The 18,584-nt window shown below is 58.8% G+C and carries 20 protein-coding genes; 7 read left to right on the top strand and 13 right to left on the bottom strand.

The window, feature by feature from the left end:
- The first annotated feature begins 22 nt into the window (after nucleotides 1-22).
- The 4 genes from ihfB (at nucleotide 23) to trpB (ending at nucleotide 2,667) form a co-directional block, all read left to right on the top strand.
- Complete coding sequence (gene ihfB, locus G0Q00_RS07360; protein WP_142851987.1) at nucleotides 23-304, top strand: integration host factor subunit beta; 282 nt, start codon at nucleotides 23-25, stop codon at nucleotides 302-304.
- Nucleotides 305-313: 9 nt separating this feature from the next.
- Nucleotides 314-664, top strand: a complete 351-nt coding sequence (locus tag G0Q00_RS07355) for a lipopolysaccharide assembly LapA domain-containing protein (protein ID WP_163037772.1) — start codon at nucleotides 314-316, stop codon at nucleotides 662-664.
- Between the two features lie 5 nt (nucleotides 665-669).
- Entirely contained in the window at nucleotides 670-1,317 is a 648-nt protein-coding gene (locus G0Q00_RS07350) for a phosphoribosylanthranilate isomerase (protein WP_163037770.1), read from the top strand.
- A gap of 102 nt (nucleotides 1,318-1,419) precedes the next feature.
- Nucleotides 1,420-2,667: a tryptophan synthase subunit beta gene (trpB, locus tag G0Q00_RS07345; RefSeq protein WP_163037768.1), complete on the top strand. Its 1,248-nt coding sequence runs from the start codon at nucleotides 1,420-1,422 to the stop codon at nucleotides 2,665-2,667.
- 61 nt (nucleotides 2,668-2,728) lie between these two features.
- Here trpB and G0Q00_RS07340 read toward each other — a convergent pair whose 3' ends face one another.
- The 13 genes from G0Q00_RS07340 to fliL all read right to left on the bottom strand — a co-directional run bounded on the left by G0Q00_RS07340 (nucleotide 2,729) and on the right by fliL (nucleotide 15,908).
- Nucleotides 2,729-3,892, bottom strand: coding sequence for a serine hydrolase (locus tag G0Q00_RS07340; RefSeq protein ID WP_163037766.1), 1,164 nt, complete (start codon nucleotides 3,890-3,892; stop codon nucleotides 2,729-2,731).
- Between the two features lie 22 nt (nucleotides 3,893-3,914).
- Nucleotides 3,915-4,937 carry a DUF2332 domain-containing protein gene (locus G0Q00_RS07335; protein ID WP_163037764.1) on the bottom strand — a complete coding sequence of 341 codons (1,023 nt, stop codon included), beginning with the start codon at nucleotides 4,935-4,937 and terminating at the stop codon, nucleotides 3,915-3,917.
- The gene (gene pth / locus G0Q00_RS07330; RefSeq protein WP_163037762.1) at nucleotides 4,934-5,647 is read right to left on the bottom strand and encodes an aminoacyl-tRNA hydrolase; all 714 of its coding nucleotides are present in this window, start codon (nucleotides 5,645-5,647) and stop codon (nucleotides 4,934-4,936) included. Before pth ends, G0Q00_RS07335 begins: the two co-directional genes overlap by 4 nt.
- A gap of 310 nt (nucleotides 5,648-5,957) precedes the next feature.
- Nucleotides 5,958-6,596, bottom strand: coding sequence for a 50S ribosomal protein L25/general stress protein Ctc (locus G0Q00_RS07325; protein ID WP_163037760.1), 639 nt, complete (start codon nucleotides 6,594-6,596; stop codon nucleotides 5,958-5,960).
- 121 nt (nucleotides 6,597-6,717) lie between these two features.
- Complete coding sequence (locus G0Q00_RS07320) at nucleotides 6,718-7,107, bottom strand: hypothetical protein (RefSeq protein WP_163037758.1); 390 nt, start codon at nucleotides 7,105-7,107, stop codon at nucleotides 6,718-6,720.
- 1 nt (nucleotide 7,108) lies between these two features.
- Complete coding sequence (locus G0Q00_RS07315; RefSeq protein ID WP_163037756.1) at nucleotides 7,109-8,197, bottom strand: flagellar biosynthesis protein FlhB; 1,089 nt, start codon at nucleotides 8,195-8,197, stop codon at nucleotides 7,109-7,111.
- Nucleotides 8,197-8,970 carry a flagellar biosynthetic protein FliR gene (locus tag G0Q00_RS07310; RefSeq protein WP_163037754.1) on the bottom strand — a complete coding sequence of 258 codons (774 nt, stop codon included), beginning with the start codon at nucleotides 8,968-8,970 and terminating at the stop codon, nucleotides 8,197-8,199. The genes G0Q00_RS07315 and G0Q00_RS07310 overlap by 1 nt, the downstream gene beginning before the upstream one ends.
- Nucleotides 8,967-11,045 carry a flagellar biosynthesis protein FlhA gene (flhA, locus tag G0Q00_RS07305; RefSeq protein ID WP_163037752.1) on the bottom strand — a complete coding sequence of 693 codons (2,079 nt, stop codon included), beginning with the start codon at nucleotides 11,043-11,045 and terminating at the stop codon, nucleotides 8,967-8,969. The genes G0Q00_RS07310 and flhA overlap by 4 nt, the downstream gene beginning before the upstream one ends.
- A gap of 199 nt (nucleotides 11,046-11,244) precedes the next feature.
- The gene (locus G0Q00_RS07300; protein ID WP_163037750.1) at nucleotides 11,245-13,434 is read right to left on the bottom strand and encodes a hypothetical protein; all 2,190 of its coding nucleotides are present in this window, start codon (nucleotides 13,432-13,434) and stop codon (nucleotides 11,245-11,247) included.
- A complete protein-coding gene (motA, locus tag G0Q00_RS07295; RefSeq protein WP_163037748.1) occupies nucleotides 13,431-14,300 on the bottom strand; it encodes a flagellar motor stator protein MotA in 870 nt (289 codons plus the stop codon). Before motA ends, G0Q00_RS07300 begins: the two co-directional genes overlap by 4 nt.
- A 68-nt stretch (nucleotides 14,301-14,368) precedes the next feature.
- Nucleotides 14,369-14,977, bottom strand: a complete 609-nt coding sequence (locus tag G0Q00_RS07290; protein WP_163037746.1) for a MotE family protein — start codon at nucleotides 14,975-14,977, stop codon at nucleotides 14,369-14,371.
- Nucleotides 14,974-15,399: a hypothetical protein gene (locus G0Q00_RS07285; RefSeq protein WP_203564910.1), complete on the bottom strand. Its 426-nt coding sequence runs from the start codon at nucleotides 15,397-15,399 to the stop codon at nucleotides 14,974-14,976. The genes G0Q00_RS07290 and G0Q00_RS07285 overlap by 4 nt, the downstream gene beginning before the upstream one ends.
- Nucleotides 15,400-15,410: 11 nt before the next feature.
- Complete coding sequence (gene fliL / locus G0Q00_RS07280) at nucleotides 15,411-15,908, bottom strand: flagellar basal body-associated protein FliL (RefSeq protein ID WP_163037744.1); 498 nt, start codon at nucleotides 15,906-15,908, stop codon at nucleotides 15,411-15,413.
- Nucleotides 15,909-16,035: 127 nt separating this feature from the next.
- Between fliL and fliF the strand changes: the two genes are divergently transcribed.
- The 3 genes from fliF to G0Q00_RS07265 are packed head-to-tail and all read left to right on the top strand — an operon-like array spanning nucleotide 16,036 to nucleotide 18,582.
- The gene (gene fliF, locus G0Q00_RS07275) at nucleotides 16,036-17,676 is read left to right on the top strand and encodes a flagellar basal-body MS-ring/collar protein FliF (RefSeq protein ID WP_163037742.1); all 1,641 of its coding nucleotides are present in this window, start codon (nucleotides 16,036-16,038) and stop codon (nucleotides 17,674-17,676) included.
- A complete protein-coding gene (locus G0Q00_RS07270) occupies nucleotides 17,673-18,299 on the top strand; it encodes a flagellar biosynthesis protein (RefSeq protein WP_163037740.1) in 627 nt (208 codons plus the stop codon). Before fliF ends, G0Q00_RS07270 begins: the two co-directional genes overlap by 4 nt.
- The gene (locus G0Q00_RS07265) at nucleotides 18,292-18,582 is read left to right on the top strand and encodes a FliM/FliN family flagellar motor C-terminal domain-containing protein (protein ID WP_163037738.1); all 291 of its coding nucleotides are present in this window, start codon (nucleotides 18,292-18,294) and stop codon (nucleotides 18,580-18,582) included. The genes G0Q00_RS07270 and G0Q00_RS07265 overlap by 8 nt, the downstream gene beginning before the upstream one ends.
- Nucleotides 18,583-18,584: the final 2 nt, after the last annotated feature.

Raw genomic sequence — 18,584 nt, 5'->3', positions numbered from 1 at the left:
AGGCCAATTTGGGGGGACCAGAATGATCCGGTCTGAACTGATCCAGAAGATCGCGGATGAAAACCCGCACCTCTATCAGCGTGACGTTGAGCGCATTGTGAACACAATTTTCGAAGAGATCATTGAAGCCATGGCCCGTGGCGATCGGGTCGAACTGCGCGGCTTTGGCGCATTTTCAGTGAAGAAAAGAGATGCTCGTATCGGACGTAACCCGCGCACGGGCGAGTCGGTCGAAGTCGAAGAAAAGCATGTTCCGTTTTTCAAGACCGGCAAGCTGTTGCGGGATCGACTGAACGGCAAATAAGAGGTCCAAATGCGGTATATCCGTTACGCCTTTCTGGCGGCACTTGGTGTTGTGTTAATCACGGTGGCGCTGGCCAATCGCGGCAGCGTGACATTGAATATTCTACCCGGCGAGCTGTCGGGTTTCTTGGGGTGGAGCTGGTCCATCTCACTTCCGCTTTTCGTGATCATTTTCGGCAGCGTCGTGGCGGGCATCCTGATCGGCTTTGTTTGGGAATGGCTACGTGAACACAAGCTGCGCGCCGAAGGGGCTCGCAACCGCCGCGAGCGCGACCAACTGGCGCGCGAGGTGAAAACCCTGCGCGAGCCCAAGGCCCGCACCGGCGACGATGTACTGGCATTGCTGGACAAGACCAGCTGAACAAGATGAGCATTTCAGTAAAGATCTGTGGGTTGAAAGATCCCGAACAGCTCGCGGCTGCGGTTGACGCAGGCGCGCGCTATATCGGGTTCAACTTTTTCCCTAAAAGCCCGCGCTCGGTCACGGTCGAGCAAGCCGCCGCGCTGATGTTGGACGTCCCCATGGGCGTGGCCAAGGTTGCGCTGGTGGTGAACATGGACGATGCCGGGATTGAGGAGATTGTGAACGGTACGACCACTGACATGATCCAGCTTCATGGCTCGGAAAGTCCGGAACGCGTGGCCGAGGTCAAGGCACGCTTTGGCCTGCCGGTGATTAAGGCGATCGGCATTGCGGGGCCGGAAGACGTCGCGCAGATCGAGCAATATGCCGGGGTCGCGGATCAGCTTCTGATCGACGCCAAGGCCCCCAAAGGCGCAGATTTGCCCGGCGGCAACGGCATCCCCTTCGACTGGCGTCTGGTGCAGCGCAAATACTGGCCGTGCCCGTGGATGCTGGCCGGTGGCTTGACCGCTGACAACGTGGCCGAGGCGATCCGTCTGACAGGGGCAAAGCAGGTGGACGTGTCCTCGGGCGTGGAAAGTGCGCCGGGCGTGAAAGATCCCGCCTTGATGCGCGCCTTCGTGTCCAACGCGCATGCGGCCAAGGACTAACCCCGCGCGCGACGTAAAGGACGCGCGCAGGGTCTAAAAACCGCTGGAAAACCACGCCCCCCCCATCTATGCAGGTGTGAAATGCGCAGAGCGGGGGGCACCATGGCCAACGATCTTTTTAACAGCTTCATGAACGGTCCCGACGAAAAGGGCCGGTTTGGCGACTTTGGCGGACGCTTCGTGTCCGAGACACTGATGCCGCTGATCCTTGACCTCGAGGCCGAGTACGAGAAGGCCAAAACCGACGACAGTTTCTGGGCCGAGATGAACGATCTGTGGACCCACTATGTCGGACGCCCTAGCCCGCTTTACTTTGCTGAAGGCCTGACCGAGCATCTGGGTGGGGCCAAGGTCTATATGAAGCGCGACGAGCTGAACCACACCGGTGCGCACAAGATCAACAACGTGCTGGGTCAGATCCTGCTGGCCCGCCGTATGGGCAAGACCCGCATCATCGCCGAGACCGGTGCTGGGCAGCACGGCGTGGCCACCGCCACCGTCTGCGCCAAGTTCGGCCTGAAATGCATCGTCTATATGGGTGCCCATGACGTGCAGCGTCAGGCTCCGAACGTGTTCCGTATGCGTCTTCTTGGGGCCGAGGTGATCGCCGTCGAAAGCGGTCGCGGCACGTTGAAAGACGCGATGAACGACGCGCTGCGTGACTGGGTGACGAACGTGGCCGACACGTTCTATTGCATCGGAACCGCGGCTGGCCCGCACCCCTATCCGGCGATGGTCCGTGACTTCCAATCGATCATCGGCAAGGAAGCCAAAGAGCAGATGCAGAAGGCCGAGGGCCGTCTGCCTGACACGATCATCGCGGCCATTGGCGGTGGTTCGAACGCGATCGGTCTGTTCTATCCGTTCCTTGATGATGACAGCGTGAACATCATCGGCGTTGAAGCTGGCGGTAAAGGCGTAAACGACGACATGGAGCATTGCGCCTCTCTGACTGGCGGTCGCCCCGGCGTGTTGCATGGCAACCGCACCTTCCTACTGCAGGACGATGATGGGCAGATTTTGGATGGTTATTCGATCTCGGCTGGTCTGGACTATCCGGGCATCGGTCCGGAGCATAGCTGGCTGCACGAAATTGGTCGCGCCGAGTATGTAGCGATCACCGACAAGGAAGCTCTGGATGCGTTCCAGCTGTGCTGCTCGACCGAGGGCATCATCCCCGCGCTGGAACCCTGCCACGCGCTGGCCCATGTCGCGAAAATCGCGCCAAAGCTGCCCAAGGATCACATCATCTGCATGAACATGTGCGGACGTGGCGACAAAGACATCTTCACCGTCGCCAAGTATCTGGGCTTCGATATGTCCGATACGGAAGGCCGCGACGCGGACTGACCCGTGTCCCTTTCACATGAATGCCGGGCCGTCCAGAGTGGGCGGCCCGTTTGCGTTTAGCCTATAGGTCTGCGGCGATTCGCCGGAACATGTCGACGTTTGTTGCGTTGACGCCGTCACCCCGGAATCCGCGATCCGCGCTGTTCAACGCGATTACCACACCGCGCGCCTTGTCGATATAGATGTACTGACCATAGATACCGCGGGCGTAGTACTCGCCTTCGATCGCGTCCGGCGCCATCCACCACTGATAGCCATATTGCTCCTTGCCGGGGGCGGTCGGCGCTGAGGGGCGGGTCGAGGCTTCAACCCAGCCCGCTGGCACGATCTGCTGACCGTTCCAAAGGCCGTCCTGTCGGAACATCTCGCCAAAGCGGGCATAGTCGCGGGTGGTCAGGTTCAACCCGCCCAGTACGAACGCCACGTCGTAGCCGTCGGTCAGGTAGTACGGGTCCGCCTCAAGTCCCATTGCGGCGATGACATGTTCCTGAAGCAAGTCGGGAATGGGGCGCCCAGTGGCACCACGCACGACCATGCCAATCACATGCGTGTCGATCGAGACATACTGCCATGTCTCGCCCGCAGGCGCGAAACTGTCCTGAAGCCCCGAGGCAAACTGATCCATCGACTGCCCCAGCGCCAACACGCGGCCCATGCGGTTGATGTCCGAGTTGAAATCCAGATAGTCCTCGTCAAATACCACGCCCGAGGCCATGTTCAGCACGTTGCGAATGCTTGCCCCATCATAGGCGCTGCCCTTCAGTTCCGGCGCATATTGCACCACCGGATCGTCCAGCGATGTGATGGCGCCCTGATCCAGCACGATCCCGATCAGCGCAGAGAGATAGCTTTTCGCCATAGACCAGCTGATCCGGCGATCTTCTGGTCCTGTACCAAGATAATAGCTTTCGTGGCGCAACTGGCCATCTTTCAAGACCACCATCCCAGTGACCGCGCGGTCCTTGACCCAAGTGTTTACAGCCGCATCGGGCGCCCAGCGTTCCCCAACGGGTAGTGGGGTCACCGGCCCATCCCCCCGCGACAAGCTGCGCGTCAGGAAGGCATTGTCCATGTTGGAAAAATTGCCCACGATCTTCTCCTCCGAGAACAACGAGTTCACGGCCAGAAGTCGTGTAATTTGCTCGCGCTTCCAAACCCCTACAAGGATCAGAAGCACGATCAGGACAAGAAGGGCGCGGGTAAGGTATTTCAGTACGGTACGCATGGGATCTCCGAGTGTTCGGAGGTCAAGGTGCCGACCAATCCAACCAACGTCCATGAAAATCTACACGACCAAGCGTCAACTTCCGCCCCTCGGGCCAAAGGGTCAGCGTGATGGCCGCGCCTTTACCTTGGCGGTCATCCGCCTCCATCGACAGATGCGCGATGGGCCCGCGCTGTGCGGCGGCCTCGATGGCCGCCAAGCAGCGGGTTTGGGTCTCGGCGGGGAAGTACTGCCAAGCAATCGTGTGATAGATCAGGGTTAGATGATCCCGCGCGACGTTGCCCAACTGCGTTTCCAACCATTCGGCTGCGTCGCCCTGATCCACCTTTGCTGTGAAGATCGAAGCCGCCGCCCGGCTTCGCTCCAACCTCTCGGGCTGGTCCGCCCATAGATAGGATGACATGCGGAGCAAGTCGTCCGGGTCCGTTATGTCCATCGGCATCAGATCGACGCCGCGCCGTGACAGAACACGGGGCAGGGTGCCCGTGGGCTGGTCCCCGCGCCAATCCGGGGACAGAAGAAACGGGGCATCCGCTGGACCTAGTCGCGTTCCACCCGCCTGAAGCGCGAACTGGTCCCACATCAGGTTCAGCCCGGCGCTCGCTCCTAATTCGTAGACATGCATCGGCAACTCGTACTGCGCGGCCAGCCAATGCCCGGCGGCGATCATCACGGCGGCGCGGCGGACCTCGTTGGTTTGGGGCGGCAAGTCGAGCCAACGATCCAGCGTGTCCGCGTGATCCGCGAGAGCGACTCCCAGCGCCTTGGAAATCTGGTCATCGCTGGGGGCGGGGCTCGGCGGATAGACGGCCACAAGATCGGGGCAATCACCTGTCAAAACCAGCGCATGGAGTCCTGCCAGAAAGCGCAGGGGAAGGGACTGGCCGAAGGCGCCGACATTGCCCTCCCAATCGAACATACGATCAGCCAGCGGCGTGCCCGGTTTCAGCGTTGCGCCCGCGATGCGCAACACGCGCGCCGTGAACGGGCTGTCGAGCCGCGCGTTGTTGTCCGCTTGAACCTCGAACGCCGCGCGTAATGTCACGAGAACTTGTCCATCAGCTTTTGCAGCGGGCTCCGCGCGTCGTCCTGCGCGGCCTCTTGTACAGGTTTCAAACGGGGCTGTGGCGGTTCCTTCTTCTTGGATTTCGGCGCGGCGTCTGGTGCGGATCCACCCGAGGACCGGGGCGGGTTCACGCGCCGCCCAATCGCGTTCATGAACTTGCCATTGTCGCCAGCCGCCAGATCCGCTGCCCCGTCTGCACAGCCACGCAACACATCATCCAGCCAATCCTGGTCCGCTTTCGCGAAATCACGCAGGACAAAGCCGGCCACGGCCGCTTTGTTGCCGGGGTGGCCGATACCCATGCGAACCCGGTGATAGTCCGCTCCGATATGCGCGTGGATCGAGCGCAGCCCATTATGGCCCGCGTGGCCTCCGCCGGTTTTGACGCGGCATTTCCCGGGGACCAGATCCAGTTCGTCATGGAACACGACCACGTCGTCCGGTGTCAGTTTGTAGAAGCGCATCGCCTCGCCCACAGATTGGCCGGACAGGTTCATGAAAGTTTCGGGGCGCAGCAGGATGACCTTCTCGGACCCAAGCTTTCCCTCGCTCACGCTGCCCTGAAATTTACCGCGCCACGGGGCAAAGCCGTGATCCTCGGCAATACGCTCGACCGCCATGAAGCCGATATTGTGCCGGTTTCCCGCATATTTTGCCCCCGGATTACCCAGCCCGACAAACAATTTCATGTGCCATCATTCCTTCTGGACATCGGGATCGGAACCCGAAATTATCATTTTCGGTAATCTACTTGGCCTGATCTTGCGTGGCAAACACCAACACATCCCGGCCATCCAAGGAGAGCAGCACGCCACGATTCAAACTGGAAGGTTTGACGCTGGATATCCCGGACGACTGTATGACGGATGGCCTTCTACAACGTCGATATCTTGCGCTGCGTTTCGGTTTTACCTGTGTCAGGTCGGATCCTATGCCTAGCTGACACAAAAAAACGGGACCCAGAAGGATCCCGTTTCGCAATACCTTTTCAGGCGGTGCTTATTCTTCAGCAGCGGCTTCTTCTTCAGCAGCTTCTTCACCGGCGTCACCGTCGTCCGAAGAACGCAGCGAGCTGGGAGCCGAGATGTTGGCGATGACGAAGTCACGGTCAACGGTCGGCTTGGCGCCCGACGGCAGGGTCACATCCGAGATGTGGATGACGTCGCCGACGTCTTTGCCGGCCAGATCAACAACGATCTGCTCGGGGATTTCGCCAGCCAGAACGTTCAGTTCGACTTCCGGACGTACGATGGTCAGAACACCACCGCGCTTCAGGCCGGGGGCTTCTTCTTCGTTCACGAACTCAACGTGAATGAACAGGCTGATCCGGCTGGTGCGACGCAGGCGCATCAGGTCCAGGTGGGTCGGCAGATCTTTAACAACGTCACGCTGTACGTTGCGGCAGATCACGCGGACATCTTCCTGACCGTCGATTTTCAGGTTCCACAGGGTCGACAAGAAACGACCGGCCTTCAGCTTTTTGAACAGCTCGTTGAAGGGGATGTTGATGGCCAGCGGGTCTGCGCCACCACCATATACGATACCCGGTACCTGGCCTTCGCGGCGAGCTTGACGAGCGGCCCCCTTGCCTGTCCCCGTACGTACCGTGGCTTCAAGATTCGGAATCTCACGTGCCATTGGTTTTCTCCATATCTAATAAGTGCGGGAATCCTCCAAGGGTGTAAGCCCCGCAGTGAAGCCGTGCCTATAGACCGGATCGGGGCAGTTGAAAAGGGAATTATGCGGTTTTGGCGTGGTTTTATTGGTGTTCCACGCGCCTGCGCAGCACGTCGCGTTGATCTGCCGTCTTTTTCGCGCGAATGGCATTTAGGGCGGCGTCACGCCCAAAGGCAAGCCGGGTTTCTGCTATCCGCTCTTCATGGTCGGCTCGGGCTTGGGCTAGCAGTACATTTAGCTGCCCTAATCGGGTTCGCGCCTGCTTTTGCCACTGGTCGAAATGCCCGCTTGAGAGCGCGGGATTCTGGCCCGTTTCGGCGTCCAAACCCGGAAGTAGGCTTAGTCGAGTTCTTAATTCCGCTATTTGGTTCTCAAGCGTAGCAACTTTCGAAGCTGTGCCGGACAGTTCGACCATCGCACGGTCCATTTGAAGTGCTGTCACGTCGGCAAGTTGGGAAAGCGGATCTGCCATCTTAGGTCCTTAGTGATTTCTTTGCGCGCTGGCGCATGTTCTCGGCAAAACGGATGGCCGCAGCCACGGCCTGATACTGATCCGGAGGTACTTCGCTGCCGACTTCGACCGTGGCATGCAGGGCGCGTGCTGTTGGGGGATCGCGATGGATTGGGACGCCGTTTTCCGAGGCGACCTCGCGGATGCGGGCAGCAATTTCGTCCACGCCCTTCGCGACACAGACTGGGGCCTCGCCCGGTAGGCGCGACCACTTTAGCGCCACGGCGTAGTGGGTCGGGTTCACGACGATCACGTCAGCATCCGGCACATCCTGCAGCATCTGGTTCGTCGCAATGTCATAGGCTTTCTGGCGCCGCTGCCCTTTCATGTGCGGGTCGCCTTCGTTTTGCTTGATCTCGTCCATCAGCTCTTTGTGAGACATGCGGTTTTTGCGCAGGTGTTCCTGTTTCTGCCACATGAAATCAATGCCGCCGATAACTAAAGCGACCAGTAGGACGATAGCGAAAAACTCGACTGAAAGCTCCAGTAATAGCACGGACACCATGCCGGGATTCAGGGCAAGGGCCGCTAGCATGTCGGGCAGGTTGATCCAGATGAAAATGCCCAGAATGACGCTGTAGATCGACAGTTTCACGAAGCTTTTGAAGAACTCGAACAGGCCGGATCGCCCGAATTTGTTCTTGGCGTTGGACAGAGGTGAAATCCGGTTCAGTTTCGGCATCAGCTTTTCGGGCGAGACCACGAAGCTTCGGGTTACCACCGTCAATCCCAGCACGGCGACCATCGGGAGGAGCAACCATGGGGTCAGCTGCCATGCAATCGACGTGACGGCGTTTGCAAGCACGGGGCCTCCGCTGCCCTGAAAGGCGTTTTGCGCAAGCTGATCAGAGCGCTCCAGCATCGTCGCAAACACGCCCCCAATCCCGGTCATTGTGGATGCCCCGACCGCAGAGGTCAGCAGTAAAAGAACCAGATAAGACATCGCGGTGTTCAGGTCCGAGGACCTTGCGACTTCACCCCGCTTTCGGGCGTCGTCCAGCTTCTTCTGGGTTGGCTCGTGTTGCTTGCTGTCGTCGTCTTCGCTAGCCATCACCAGCCTCCGAACGGGTTAAGCAACAACGCCTTAAACGCGCGCTGCCAGATGGGCAGCAACACGGGTGTTGTCAGGGCCAACAGGATCAAGCCGCCCGCGGTGATGGCAGGGGCGCCGACAAAGGCGACCATCAGTTGCGGCATGGCGCGGTTGATGACGCCAAGTGCCACGTTATAGAGCAGCGAGACGATGACGAAGGGCGCCGCCAGCGCAAACGCAAAGCCGAAGCCGCGTGCGACATGCGTGATGCCCCAGTCTGAAAAAACCAGAGGATCGGGCAGAACCCCAACAGGAAAAACCTGATAAGACAGGATAAACCCCTCAACGATCCGTACGTGCAGTCCCAGCATGGCCGCCAATGCCAGACCCGAGATCGTTAGGACATGCCCGATGGCAGGTTGCGGATCCGAGTTGTTGCCGCCCATCAATTGCGCAAGTGAAGTGGACTGTGCCGCGATGCTGCCCGCGATTTGCAAGGCCATGATGGCCAGGCGCAGGACGATCCCGAAGCCAAGCCCGACAATCGGTTCGCTCATCAAGTAGATCGGCGAGCTTAGCCCCTCGATCGAGGCGTCTATGGCGGACGCCATAGCGGGGGTGAGGATCACGGTAAAGGCAAGCCCCAGAAAAAGCCGCACCCGGACGGGGACCATGGTTTCGCCGAAGGCGGGTAACAGCGCCATCGCCGCGCCCACGCGCAGAAATACGACAAAGCCCAGCATGGAAAACGCCTGAGACTGGGCCATGATCTGGGCAAGCTGCTCGTTCATGCGGGCACCAATCCAACCAGCGACGGGCGGGCCTCGGTTCCGATTTCTTCGAAGGACAGGACGGGGTTGGCGATCCCCTTGGCGGATAGGACCGTACGCAAGAAACGGCGTCTTCGGGATGAGGTGACGACGGCGGGATAGATCCCGGTCTCGCCCGCCCGCGCGATTTTGTCGGCGACCGCGTTGGCCAAGCGGTTGAACTCTTCCGGGGGCAGGGCGACCTCGCCCCGGTCCGGGTCAAGCTGATGGGACTGAAAGCAGGCCTCCCATTCCGGGGCCAGCTGCACCAGCGGGATGGTGCCATCTTCACGTTTTAGCTCGGCCAGAAGCTGGAAATTGAGCCGCTGTCGGACGTGGTCGCAGATGGCCTCGGGCGTGCCGAAAACAGGGCGCGCTTCGGCCACGCTTTCCAAGATGACGGGCAGGTTGCGGATCGAGACTCGTTCCTCCAGCAGCAGTCGTAGAACCGAATGCAGCAGATCGAGGGGCACCTTATCGGGAACCAACTCGTCCAACAGGCGGCGATTGGCCTCGGCTCGCGCAGGGTCCGAGAGGTTTACGAACTCGTCCAGCAACCGGCGCAGCGCCTTGAGGCCCAGCAGGCGCGGGAAGTTCTGCTTCATCACTTCCAGAAGGTGCGTGGCCAATACCTCGGTGGGCGAGACGACGGCGCACCCGGCCAGCGCGGCCTGTTCCTGATCGCCATCCGCAATCCAGCGCGCGGGGGCCTGATAGACGGGTTCCAACACATCTTCACCCTCGGGCAATAGGGTGTCATCTCCGCTGAGAATGATTAACGCCTTGTCCGGCAACAGTCGATTGCGTGCTTGTTCGACCCCCTGAATTTTAATCGTGTAGGTTCCGGCAGGAAGCGACCCGTTATCGGTCAGGCGAATCTCTGGCAGGATCAGGCCAAACGCGCCGGCGGTGTGGTTGCGAATACTGGAAATGCGGGTGTCCAGACCCGTGGCGGGATCCAGAACCATCGCAACAAGATCGGGCGCGAACTCGACATGAATATCGTCCAGATCAAGGATGTCTCCGATGCTTTCCTCAGGCGTTTCAGGGGGGCTGTCCTGTGGTTCCTGTGCGTCTGCCGCTTTGGCGGCATCTTGTTGTTTCGCGGCCCACCAAGACGCGGTCCCCAAGGCGATAGCCCCCAAGATGAAGGGGACAAATGGTAGACCGGGAACCAATCCGAAAAGCCCCATCAGGAACGCCACAGTCGCAAGGGCCGATGGGTGTTTACCAAATTGCGAGAACAAGGCTAGATCGGTAGACCCCGAAGTCCCCCCGCGCGCCAGCAGCAATGCCGATGCGATCGAGATGATCACGGCCGGGATTTGTGTGACCAACCCGTCTCCGACTGTGAGAATGGCGTAGGTCTGGAAGGCCGCTGACAGGTCCATCCCGTGGATCACAACCCCGATGATCAGCCCCATGACGAGGTTCAGGAAGGTGATCAGCAGCCCCGCGACGGCGTCCCCTTTCACAAATTTCGATGCACCATCGAGGGACCCGAAGAATGTTGTTTCCGCCTGCTCCCGCTCGCGCCGCGCTTTTGCTTCGGCATGGTCGATCGCCCCCGCCGACATGTCACTGTCGATGGCGAGCTGCTTGCCGGGCATGCCGTCCAGCGCAAAACGGGCACCAACTTCGGCCATGCGAGTGGCGCCCTTGGTGATGACGATAAAGTTGACGATCAGGAGCACGCAGAAGACGACCAATCCCAGCAGGATGCTGCCGCCCATGACGAAACTGGCGAATCCCTCGATGACGCTGCCCGCGGCCGAGGTGCCGGTGTGCCCATTTCCAATGATGAGTTTGGTTGACGAGACGTTTAGTGAAAGTCTGAGCATCAACGATGCAAGCAGCACAGTCGGAAAGGCCGAAAAATCCAATGGACGCTCGATGAACAGGGTGACTGTGAACATCAGAATGGCCAAGGCAAAGGATGCGGCAAGGCCCAGATCCAGCACCCAGGCGGGCATGGGCAGGATCATCATCACGATGATGGCCATCAAGGCCAGGGCAAGCAGAATAGTTGGGCGAAAGACGCCTTGAACACTTTTCATTTTCGTCAACACCCAGAGATGATGGGCGGAGTCTGATCAGCAAACCCGCGGTTCAGAAAAAGACATAGCCATTTTTTCAATGCACAAGCGGACGAAGCCAGATCGCGTCTGTATTGAGAGGTGCCAAGTATGTTCATCGTTGCGCAATTCTTGCTGCTGATTTTCCAGATCAGCCTAGAAGGCTACGCTTAACGATCAGTTACTTGCTGTCATTGATGGTTGGAATAATATTCAGCAGTTCGCTCAACGCTGCACGCGTTTCGCTGCTTCCGTCCAGGATCCCCTGATAGGTAGTCAAATCGGTTTCGATGCTGACAGCCGATGCGGGTGTTGCTGACGCGAGAACCATCTGAACAGGTTCGGGGATTGGATGCTCTGCTGTGTCCAACTTGCGCAAGATATCCGATGAACTGCCAGTGGCTTGCCCGGGGCTCGCCTCGGCAATCGGGATGGTGCTCATCTCATTGGCTTTTTCACGCAAGAGATTGGCGTCGCTACTGCTAAGGCCCGCAAGATATCCAAGTGCGACCTTGGGTTTGCTCTGCAAAAGAGCCAGCTCTGCAAGGAATTCACGCTCGGATCTGGTGGGTGTATCATCTCCAGACAGAACATGTCTGCGCGCGTGTTCGTGAAACCCGAGCGCGCTCTGGCGCTTGGCCATTTCGAGCCTTACGGCTGCCGAAACACGCCCCCAGTCGCTCCGCGTTAGACTGTAGGTCAAGAATTCCGCATCTGAGCCAAGCGCCACCAGATAGCGGCCAGCGTCCTCGAGAAGACTGCCCGGGTCGGCCAACCCGTCGATCAACTCGAATGCTGGCGCGAAACGCCCCATGTGCAACAGTGCGCGTATCTGAAGCCGGTGCAACGCGTCGCCTTCCTTGCTTCTCTGGTGTTCGAATGCAACGGAGGTAAGCAAAGACAACTCGTTATCCGAGATGCCAGTGCCACTGTGCAGTTTGCTTTCGATGAGCGCAGAGATCGCTGGTTGGGTTTGCGTGAGGGTGGATTGGATTGTGTCGGTAAGTTCTTGCTCGGCTTGTTCTTTTTGACCAACCGCAAAGTTGATTTTGGCGTCTAAGATTGCCTCGTCGCCTGTTGGCGGGCGACCAGATCGCGCGGCGATGTTGCGGATCTCAATGGCTGTTTCGATGCGCCCAGAGTTCAGAAACTTCCTGGCAAGAGCGGGGCCAAGGTGCGTACGGAGATGTGGCGGGAGCTCAGAGAAGCTTCGAAGAACGGCATTCGTGTCAACGCGCCCTTGCAATGCTGGTTGTGCCAGCGTTGCCCACAGTGCGCCGCGCGTGTTGCAGACCAATTGTGGCGCCCAGACCGCATGAGACTTGGCCTCTCCGTATTCAACAACTTCGGCCATCATGCGAAGGACGGCACCATCCCCAAGATTAGCGTCGTAGCTGTCAAGTAGCTGCAATGCCTCGAGCCCGAATGTCATATAGATATTCTGTCGAATATGCGCCACTAGGCGGTCTTTGTCCGGGCGATCAAACTCGCCCAGATAGCTGGACGTTTCAACTACCGGAGCATTATTTCCTGACGCGTAGTCCCCCCAGCGTGCGATATCGAACTGCTCGTCTGGCAGGCAGGCATGGCTTGCACTTGTGCGGCCGTCTGAGCGTGCCCCATCTGTGCGCGCTTGCTCGACGGCGGTTTGCATCCGAACATGTTCTTCGGGTACGTGTGTGATCGGTGGAGGTTCAGGTGTCTTTGCTTCCGCTTCCGCTGGTACCACTTTCGGCGAAATGTCTGGTGGATCTATGTTTGCGTCAATTAGGCCCTGAGACGCGGCACGCGAAAGCTGCGCAAGGAGCGCCTGCCGGTCCACCTTTGGCGTTTCGTCGATCAAATCAGCTGTTTCGACGGCCGATTTGTCCACGACTTCTTCTTGCTCTTCGACCGACTCGGTTGGTTCTGCCGGTGGGTTGAACAGAGGCAAGCTTGCCCGACGTTGAGCGACATCAACGATTGGCTGTGTGGGGGGCGGTTTGGGGGATGCGTCAGAGTGTCTGGTTGGGTCGGGACCATCGATGATATCGATCACAAGTTCACCGGATGGCAATCGAACATTCTTTAGATGGCAGTCGCACGCCTGCCTTATGACAAGCTTGCCATCGCCGGCAAAAACAAGATCGCCCACGCGCGAGCGGTCGATCAGATCAAATGCACGCAAGATGTCGAAATCAATGCCGCCGGAGGTCAGGGTCAGCAGATACCCATCGTTCGCGTGGGAGATGTCGACCGTGTCATTGGACTGCGTATAGAACACCAGACGCGTGAATCCGTCATGCTCTCCGGAGCGGACGGCGATGTCGCGGGCCTGGGCAGGTAGGGCTGTGAAACACATCGCCACCATAAGTGAGGTCCAGCTCGTCATGCTGCTGCCTTCTTGATTTCTTTCAGGGCCTCCTCAAGATCTGTGAAGCTAGGGCGATGTGTACCGGGCGTGTTCTGGCGCCCGACTTCGATGCAGATATTAACCGAATGGTTGTAAAGGTTGGCGACCAGAACTTCGCGAATCAGCTGATAGAAATGTGCCTCTTCCTCGGTCACGGATTTCACCTTGGCCGAGAAGGGCCCGACGAGCCCGTAGGCCAGAAATACTCCCAGAAACGTTCCGACCAACGCTCCGCCGATCATTTTCCCCAAGATTTCAGGCGGTTGGTCGATAGAGCCCATGGTTTTGATCACGCCGAGAACAGCGGCAACAATACCTAGCGCGGGTAGACCGTCGGCCATGGACTGTAGGGCGTGGCTGGAGTGCAGGGCGTGATGCAGATTGGCCTCCATCCGCTTTTCCAGAACCTCTTCCACCTGATGGGGGTCGTCATAGTTCATGGAGGCCGATCGCAACGTGTCACAGATCAGTTCGATCGCTTCCCTATCGGCAAGGATATTGGGATAGCGCTGGAAGATCGGGCTGTCGTCTGGGGCTTCGATATGTTCTTCCAAGGCGACCGCATTCTGGCGCGCCTGACGGATCAGTTCGAACAACAAACACAGCAAATCGCGGTAATCTTCCGGTTTCCATTTCGGACCCTTGAAGACCTTCTTTACATCTTTGATCGTGTGTTTGATGGACGCCATATCATTCGAGATGACAAACGCGCCTGCGGCGGCACCGCCGATCATGGTAAATTCGAACGGAAGCGATTTCAGAATGATCCCCATCTTGCCACCCGCGGCAAGATAGCCACCGAAAACCATGACGAAAATCAGGGCGATACCAACAAAACCAATCATGACACACCTTTGCTTTAAAGCCGGACACCCCTGTCATCGCACGGGCAGGTTAATTTCTGATTATTTGCTCATTGGGTTGGCGCAGAGGCGTTCCGTCCGGCCAATACTACGCTGATGGCGTAAGAGATCTGGGGGTCTAAGCCCGCCATGATCTGCGCTGCGGACGCCGGTTTCATTTGGGCGATAAAGCCTGCAGCGAATTCGGGATCCATTGCCTCAAACAGTGGGATCGCTTGCTTTGGTTTCATGTTCTCATAGAGCGTCGTCAAGTGCGACAGATCATCCGCTGCTGCGGTTTTGGCGATGGCCATGGTTGCGGCAAGTGTTTCCTCGGCTTGGGTCAGCTCCTGTAATTTCGCGGTTACCCGATCCTCAGCCAGGCTGAGCGCGGCAAGTCGTTGGGTCAGCTTGTTCTCACGCTCCTCCAACATGGCTTCACGCTCCTGAAGGGCTGCAAGCACGATGGCAATATCTTGCGGCTTCGGAGCCACAGTTTCCGACCTGCGATCTGCTGACGTGCCAGATAGCAGGTCGGAAAGGTCCTCGGCGAAAGCCGCCGTTGCCGGAGCAAGGCGCAATATGCCGGACGTTGCCAGCGCGACGGCAAATAGGACGAGAATGCCCCGCGTGCGCAGTCGCGCGCGCGGTTTGGGCTTCTTGGATGATGCCGCGCTCATTCTGCGGCCTCCATAAAGCCATGGCGTAGGAAGACCGGGATGTCAGGGTTGGTTCCTAGATCTGAGGGCCGTTTCGATGCGAAACTACCCTGTTCTGGCGGATTGGAAGGTGGTTCGACAGAAGGTTGGGCGCCTGGCTCTGGCAAATCATGAAGACTGGCCATCATCAGTTCCAACTTGCGGGCCGAGGCCTCGGCCCGTTCTGTCAATTCGGTCAGAACAGCTGCGCTTTGACCCGCAGCAGACTGCGCATGATCAAGCGTTTTTGTCATGTCATCGACCTGTGCGCTCAGCACGGCCACCGCCCCACCCATGCCATCCCGAAGGTTGTTAAAACGTTTCAGCCTGCGTGCCAGGATCAGGCAATACACAGCGGCGCCGAAAGCTCCAAGCCCAAGGATGATGTCTGCGATCAGGTCCATGTCGTTGTTCCCTAATTTAATACGAATTCGAGGATCAGAAGGTTGCGCACACGCCCCTCGCCTGTGACCAGTTGAATGCGTCGCAGCATTTGGGCGCGTAGTTTGACCAGAGAATGTGGGTCTTCCAGCATCGCTGTGTCCACCGCACGTAGATAGGCATTCAGCACGTCAATCACGCGGGGTTTCAGCTTGATCACGTCGTCTTCATAGGCCGGTTCGACCTCGAGCGACGCGCGGAAGCGCAGGTGGCGATTGCGCGCGTTCGAGCCAAGCGAGATGACAAGTGGGTCCAGCTCGACAAAGCTAACCGCGGGTAAATCCTGAACATCTACAATGGGGTCTTCTTCTGCTTCGGGTGCAGGATTTCCGCCGATCAGTCCGGCATAAGTTGCATAGAAACCGCCGCCGCCCAACAAAAGCGCGCCCACAAGTCCGATCAGCAAACCCTTCTTGGATTTCTTGGCCGGGGCCTCTTCTTCGACGTTCGCAGTGATGTCGGCGTTTGCCATATGATCCTCGAATCCAATTTCACTACGGCGATTTAAACCGACGGGCACTAACCAATTATTAAGGCCGATCAGGGAAAACGGATTGACATGACGGGGGTAGAAGCCCGCTCGGATAAGGAGTTACGTCTTGCAGCAGTTGATCTCGGTTTGGGGGGCGATGGACCTAAGGAAAAGGGCCATTGTGATCGCCGCGACCTTGGCCATGTTCTTAGCGATTGTGGGCCTGTCACGTATGGCAACGCGCACGCAATTGACCCTGCTTTATGCGGGGCTGGAAAGCGGCGCTGCGGGCGAGATCGTGCAGGCCCTGGAAGGGCGCAGTGTGGCTTACGAAGTTCGTGGCGATTCGATCTTTGTTGATGCCGCACATCGCGATGCATTGCGGATGACCTTGGCCAGCGAAGGGCTGCCTGCGAACTCGGGCAAAGGCTATGAGCTGCTGGATGGGCTCAGCGGGTTTGGTACCACATCGCAGATGTTTGATGCTGCTTACTGGCGGGCAAAAGAGGGCGAGCTGGCGCGCACGATCGTGGCCAGCCCAATGGTGCGCAACGCGCGCGTTCATATTGCAAATGCGTCATCACGGCAGTTTCGTCAGCGCACCGAGCCCACGGCGTCGGTGACGCTGACAACGGCCAGTGGAACACTGCCCACACAACAAATCAAGGCGTTCAAGTTTTTGGTGGCTTCGGCCGTACCAGGCCTGTCACCTGAGAGCGTATCGGTGATCGACAGCCGCGCTGGGTTGATGGGCGAGCAGGACCTCGCGACCGGCGGAACGGCTGCCGCGCTCGACCAAGCCGAACGTTTGAAACAGAATGTCGAGCGCCTGCTCGAGGCCCGGGTCGGGTTTGGCAATGCGGTGGTTGAGCTGAACTTGGAAACAGCGACCGAGCAAGAGCAAATTCGCGAGCGCAGATTTGATCCGGATGGTCGCGTGGCGGTGTCGACGGACACCTCGGAAAGCTCGAACGCCGCCAACGATAGCGAGGCGGGCGGGGTCAGTGTTGCGTCGAACCTGCCTGATGGCGATGGCGCGAGTGGCGGCGGTTCGTCGTCTTCGAACACGTCTGAAACGCGCGAGCTTGTGAACTATGAAGTGTCCGAGACGACGCGCGAGATTTTGAAGGCACCGGGGGCGGTGAAGCGTTTGACCGTTGCCGTGCTGGTCGACGGGATCCGCACAACCGCCGCGGACGGGACCGTCGAATGGGCACCGCGGCCCGAGGAAGAGCTGCAAAGTCTGCGTGAACTGGTTGCCGGTGCGGTCGGGTTCAATGAGGCGCGTGGGGATGTCATCACGCTGAAAACCATGGAATTTGAGCCCGTTCCCGCCGCGGGAAGTGACCCGGCATCGGGCTTGTTTAATACCGCGAGTATTGACGTCATGTCGGTGATCAAACTTGCCATTCTTGCAATCGTCACGCTGGGTCTCGGCCTGTTTGTTTTGCGCCCGATGCTAAGCGCACAGGCCGCGCTGCCGGCGGTGTCGCCCGCTGGCAGCTTGCCGTCTCTAGGCACCTCGGAGGAAAGCTTTGCGCTGACTGATGCTGCGGGAAGTGTCGCCGAGGCCCCCAGCGCACCGGCTTTGTCTCCGGCACTCGCGGCAGATAGCGCGCCTCAGAACGGGTTGCCCGTAGTAGCTACAAGTGCAGAGCCCGACATCGATCCGGTCCAGCGATTGCGCGATCTCATCTCCGAACGCCAATCGGAAACTGTCGAGATTCTGCGCGGATGGATGGAAGAAGATGAGGAGGCAACCGGATGAGCATGCGATATGCGCTAGAAGATTTCGGGGACGTGCTGAATGCGCCTACGCATCAGGATGCTAGCGCGCAGATCACCCTGACCCGCGCGGATCTTGAGATCCAGCTGGAAGCGCGCAGGCTTGAAGGGTACGAGACGGGCTATCAATCCGGTTGGGACGACGCGACAAAATCCATGACCGAGAAAAACGAGCGTCTTCAGTCCGAATTTGCCCGCAACCTCGAAGATCTGGGTTTTACCTATCAAGAAGCGCGCAGCCATGTCCTGACGACGCTCGAGCCGCTCTTGACCCAGATGCTTGAAGTGGTGCTTCCGAAGGCGCTTGAGCAGGCAATCGGTCCCATCGTAGCCGAGGTCATGATGCCGATGGCAGCGGACATGGCCGACACGCCGATTGATGTGCTGGTGTCGTCGGGAAGCCGCCCGACGCTCGAGGCGTTTCTGAAGGAGGCGGGTGCGGTCCCCTTTGAGATTATCGAGAAAGATACGCTTCCGGATGGGCAGATCTATCTGCGCTCTGGCGAAAGCGAATGCAGCGTGGACCTGACGGGCGTCGTGGCGCGCATCTCGGATGCTGTTGGCGCGTTGTATCACGTAAACGAGAAGGCATTTGACCATGGCTGACCCCACCCCCCAACCTGAACTTGAAACCGAAGCAAGCCCCTTTGCGCGCGTCCCGATCGAGGTCACGATTTCGGTCGGGGTGGCGCGCCCGACAGTGAAAGAACTGTTGCAGCTGAAGCAGGACGACGTGCTTGCGTTGGACAAACGTATAGAGGATCCGGTGGACCTTTACGTGGGCGACAGACTGATCGCGCAAGGCGAATTGCAAGAGGTCGAAGGCGATGCCAACGGGCAGATTGCGGTGCGTTTGACGAAGCTGGTCGATCTGAAAACGGGGCTCTAACG

Source organism: Aliiroseovarius sp. PrR006, from assembly GCF_010500215.1.
In the GTDB taxonomy this organism is placed as follows: Bacteria; Pseudomonadota; Alphaproteobacteria; order Rhodobacterales; family Rhodobacteraceae; genus Aliiroseovarius.
Note: the sequence above shows the minus strand (reverse complement) of the source record. Positions and strands in the feature narration are given on the sequence as shown.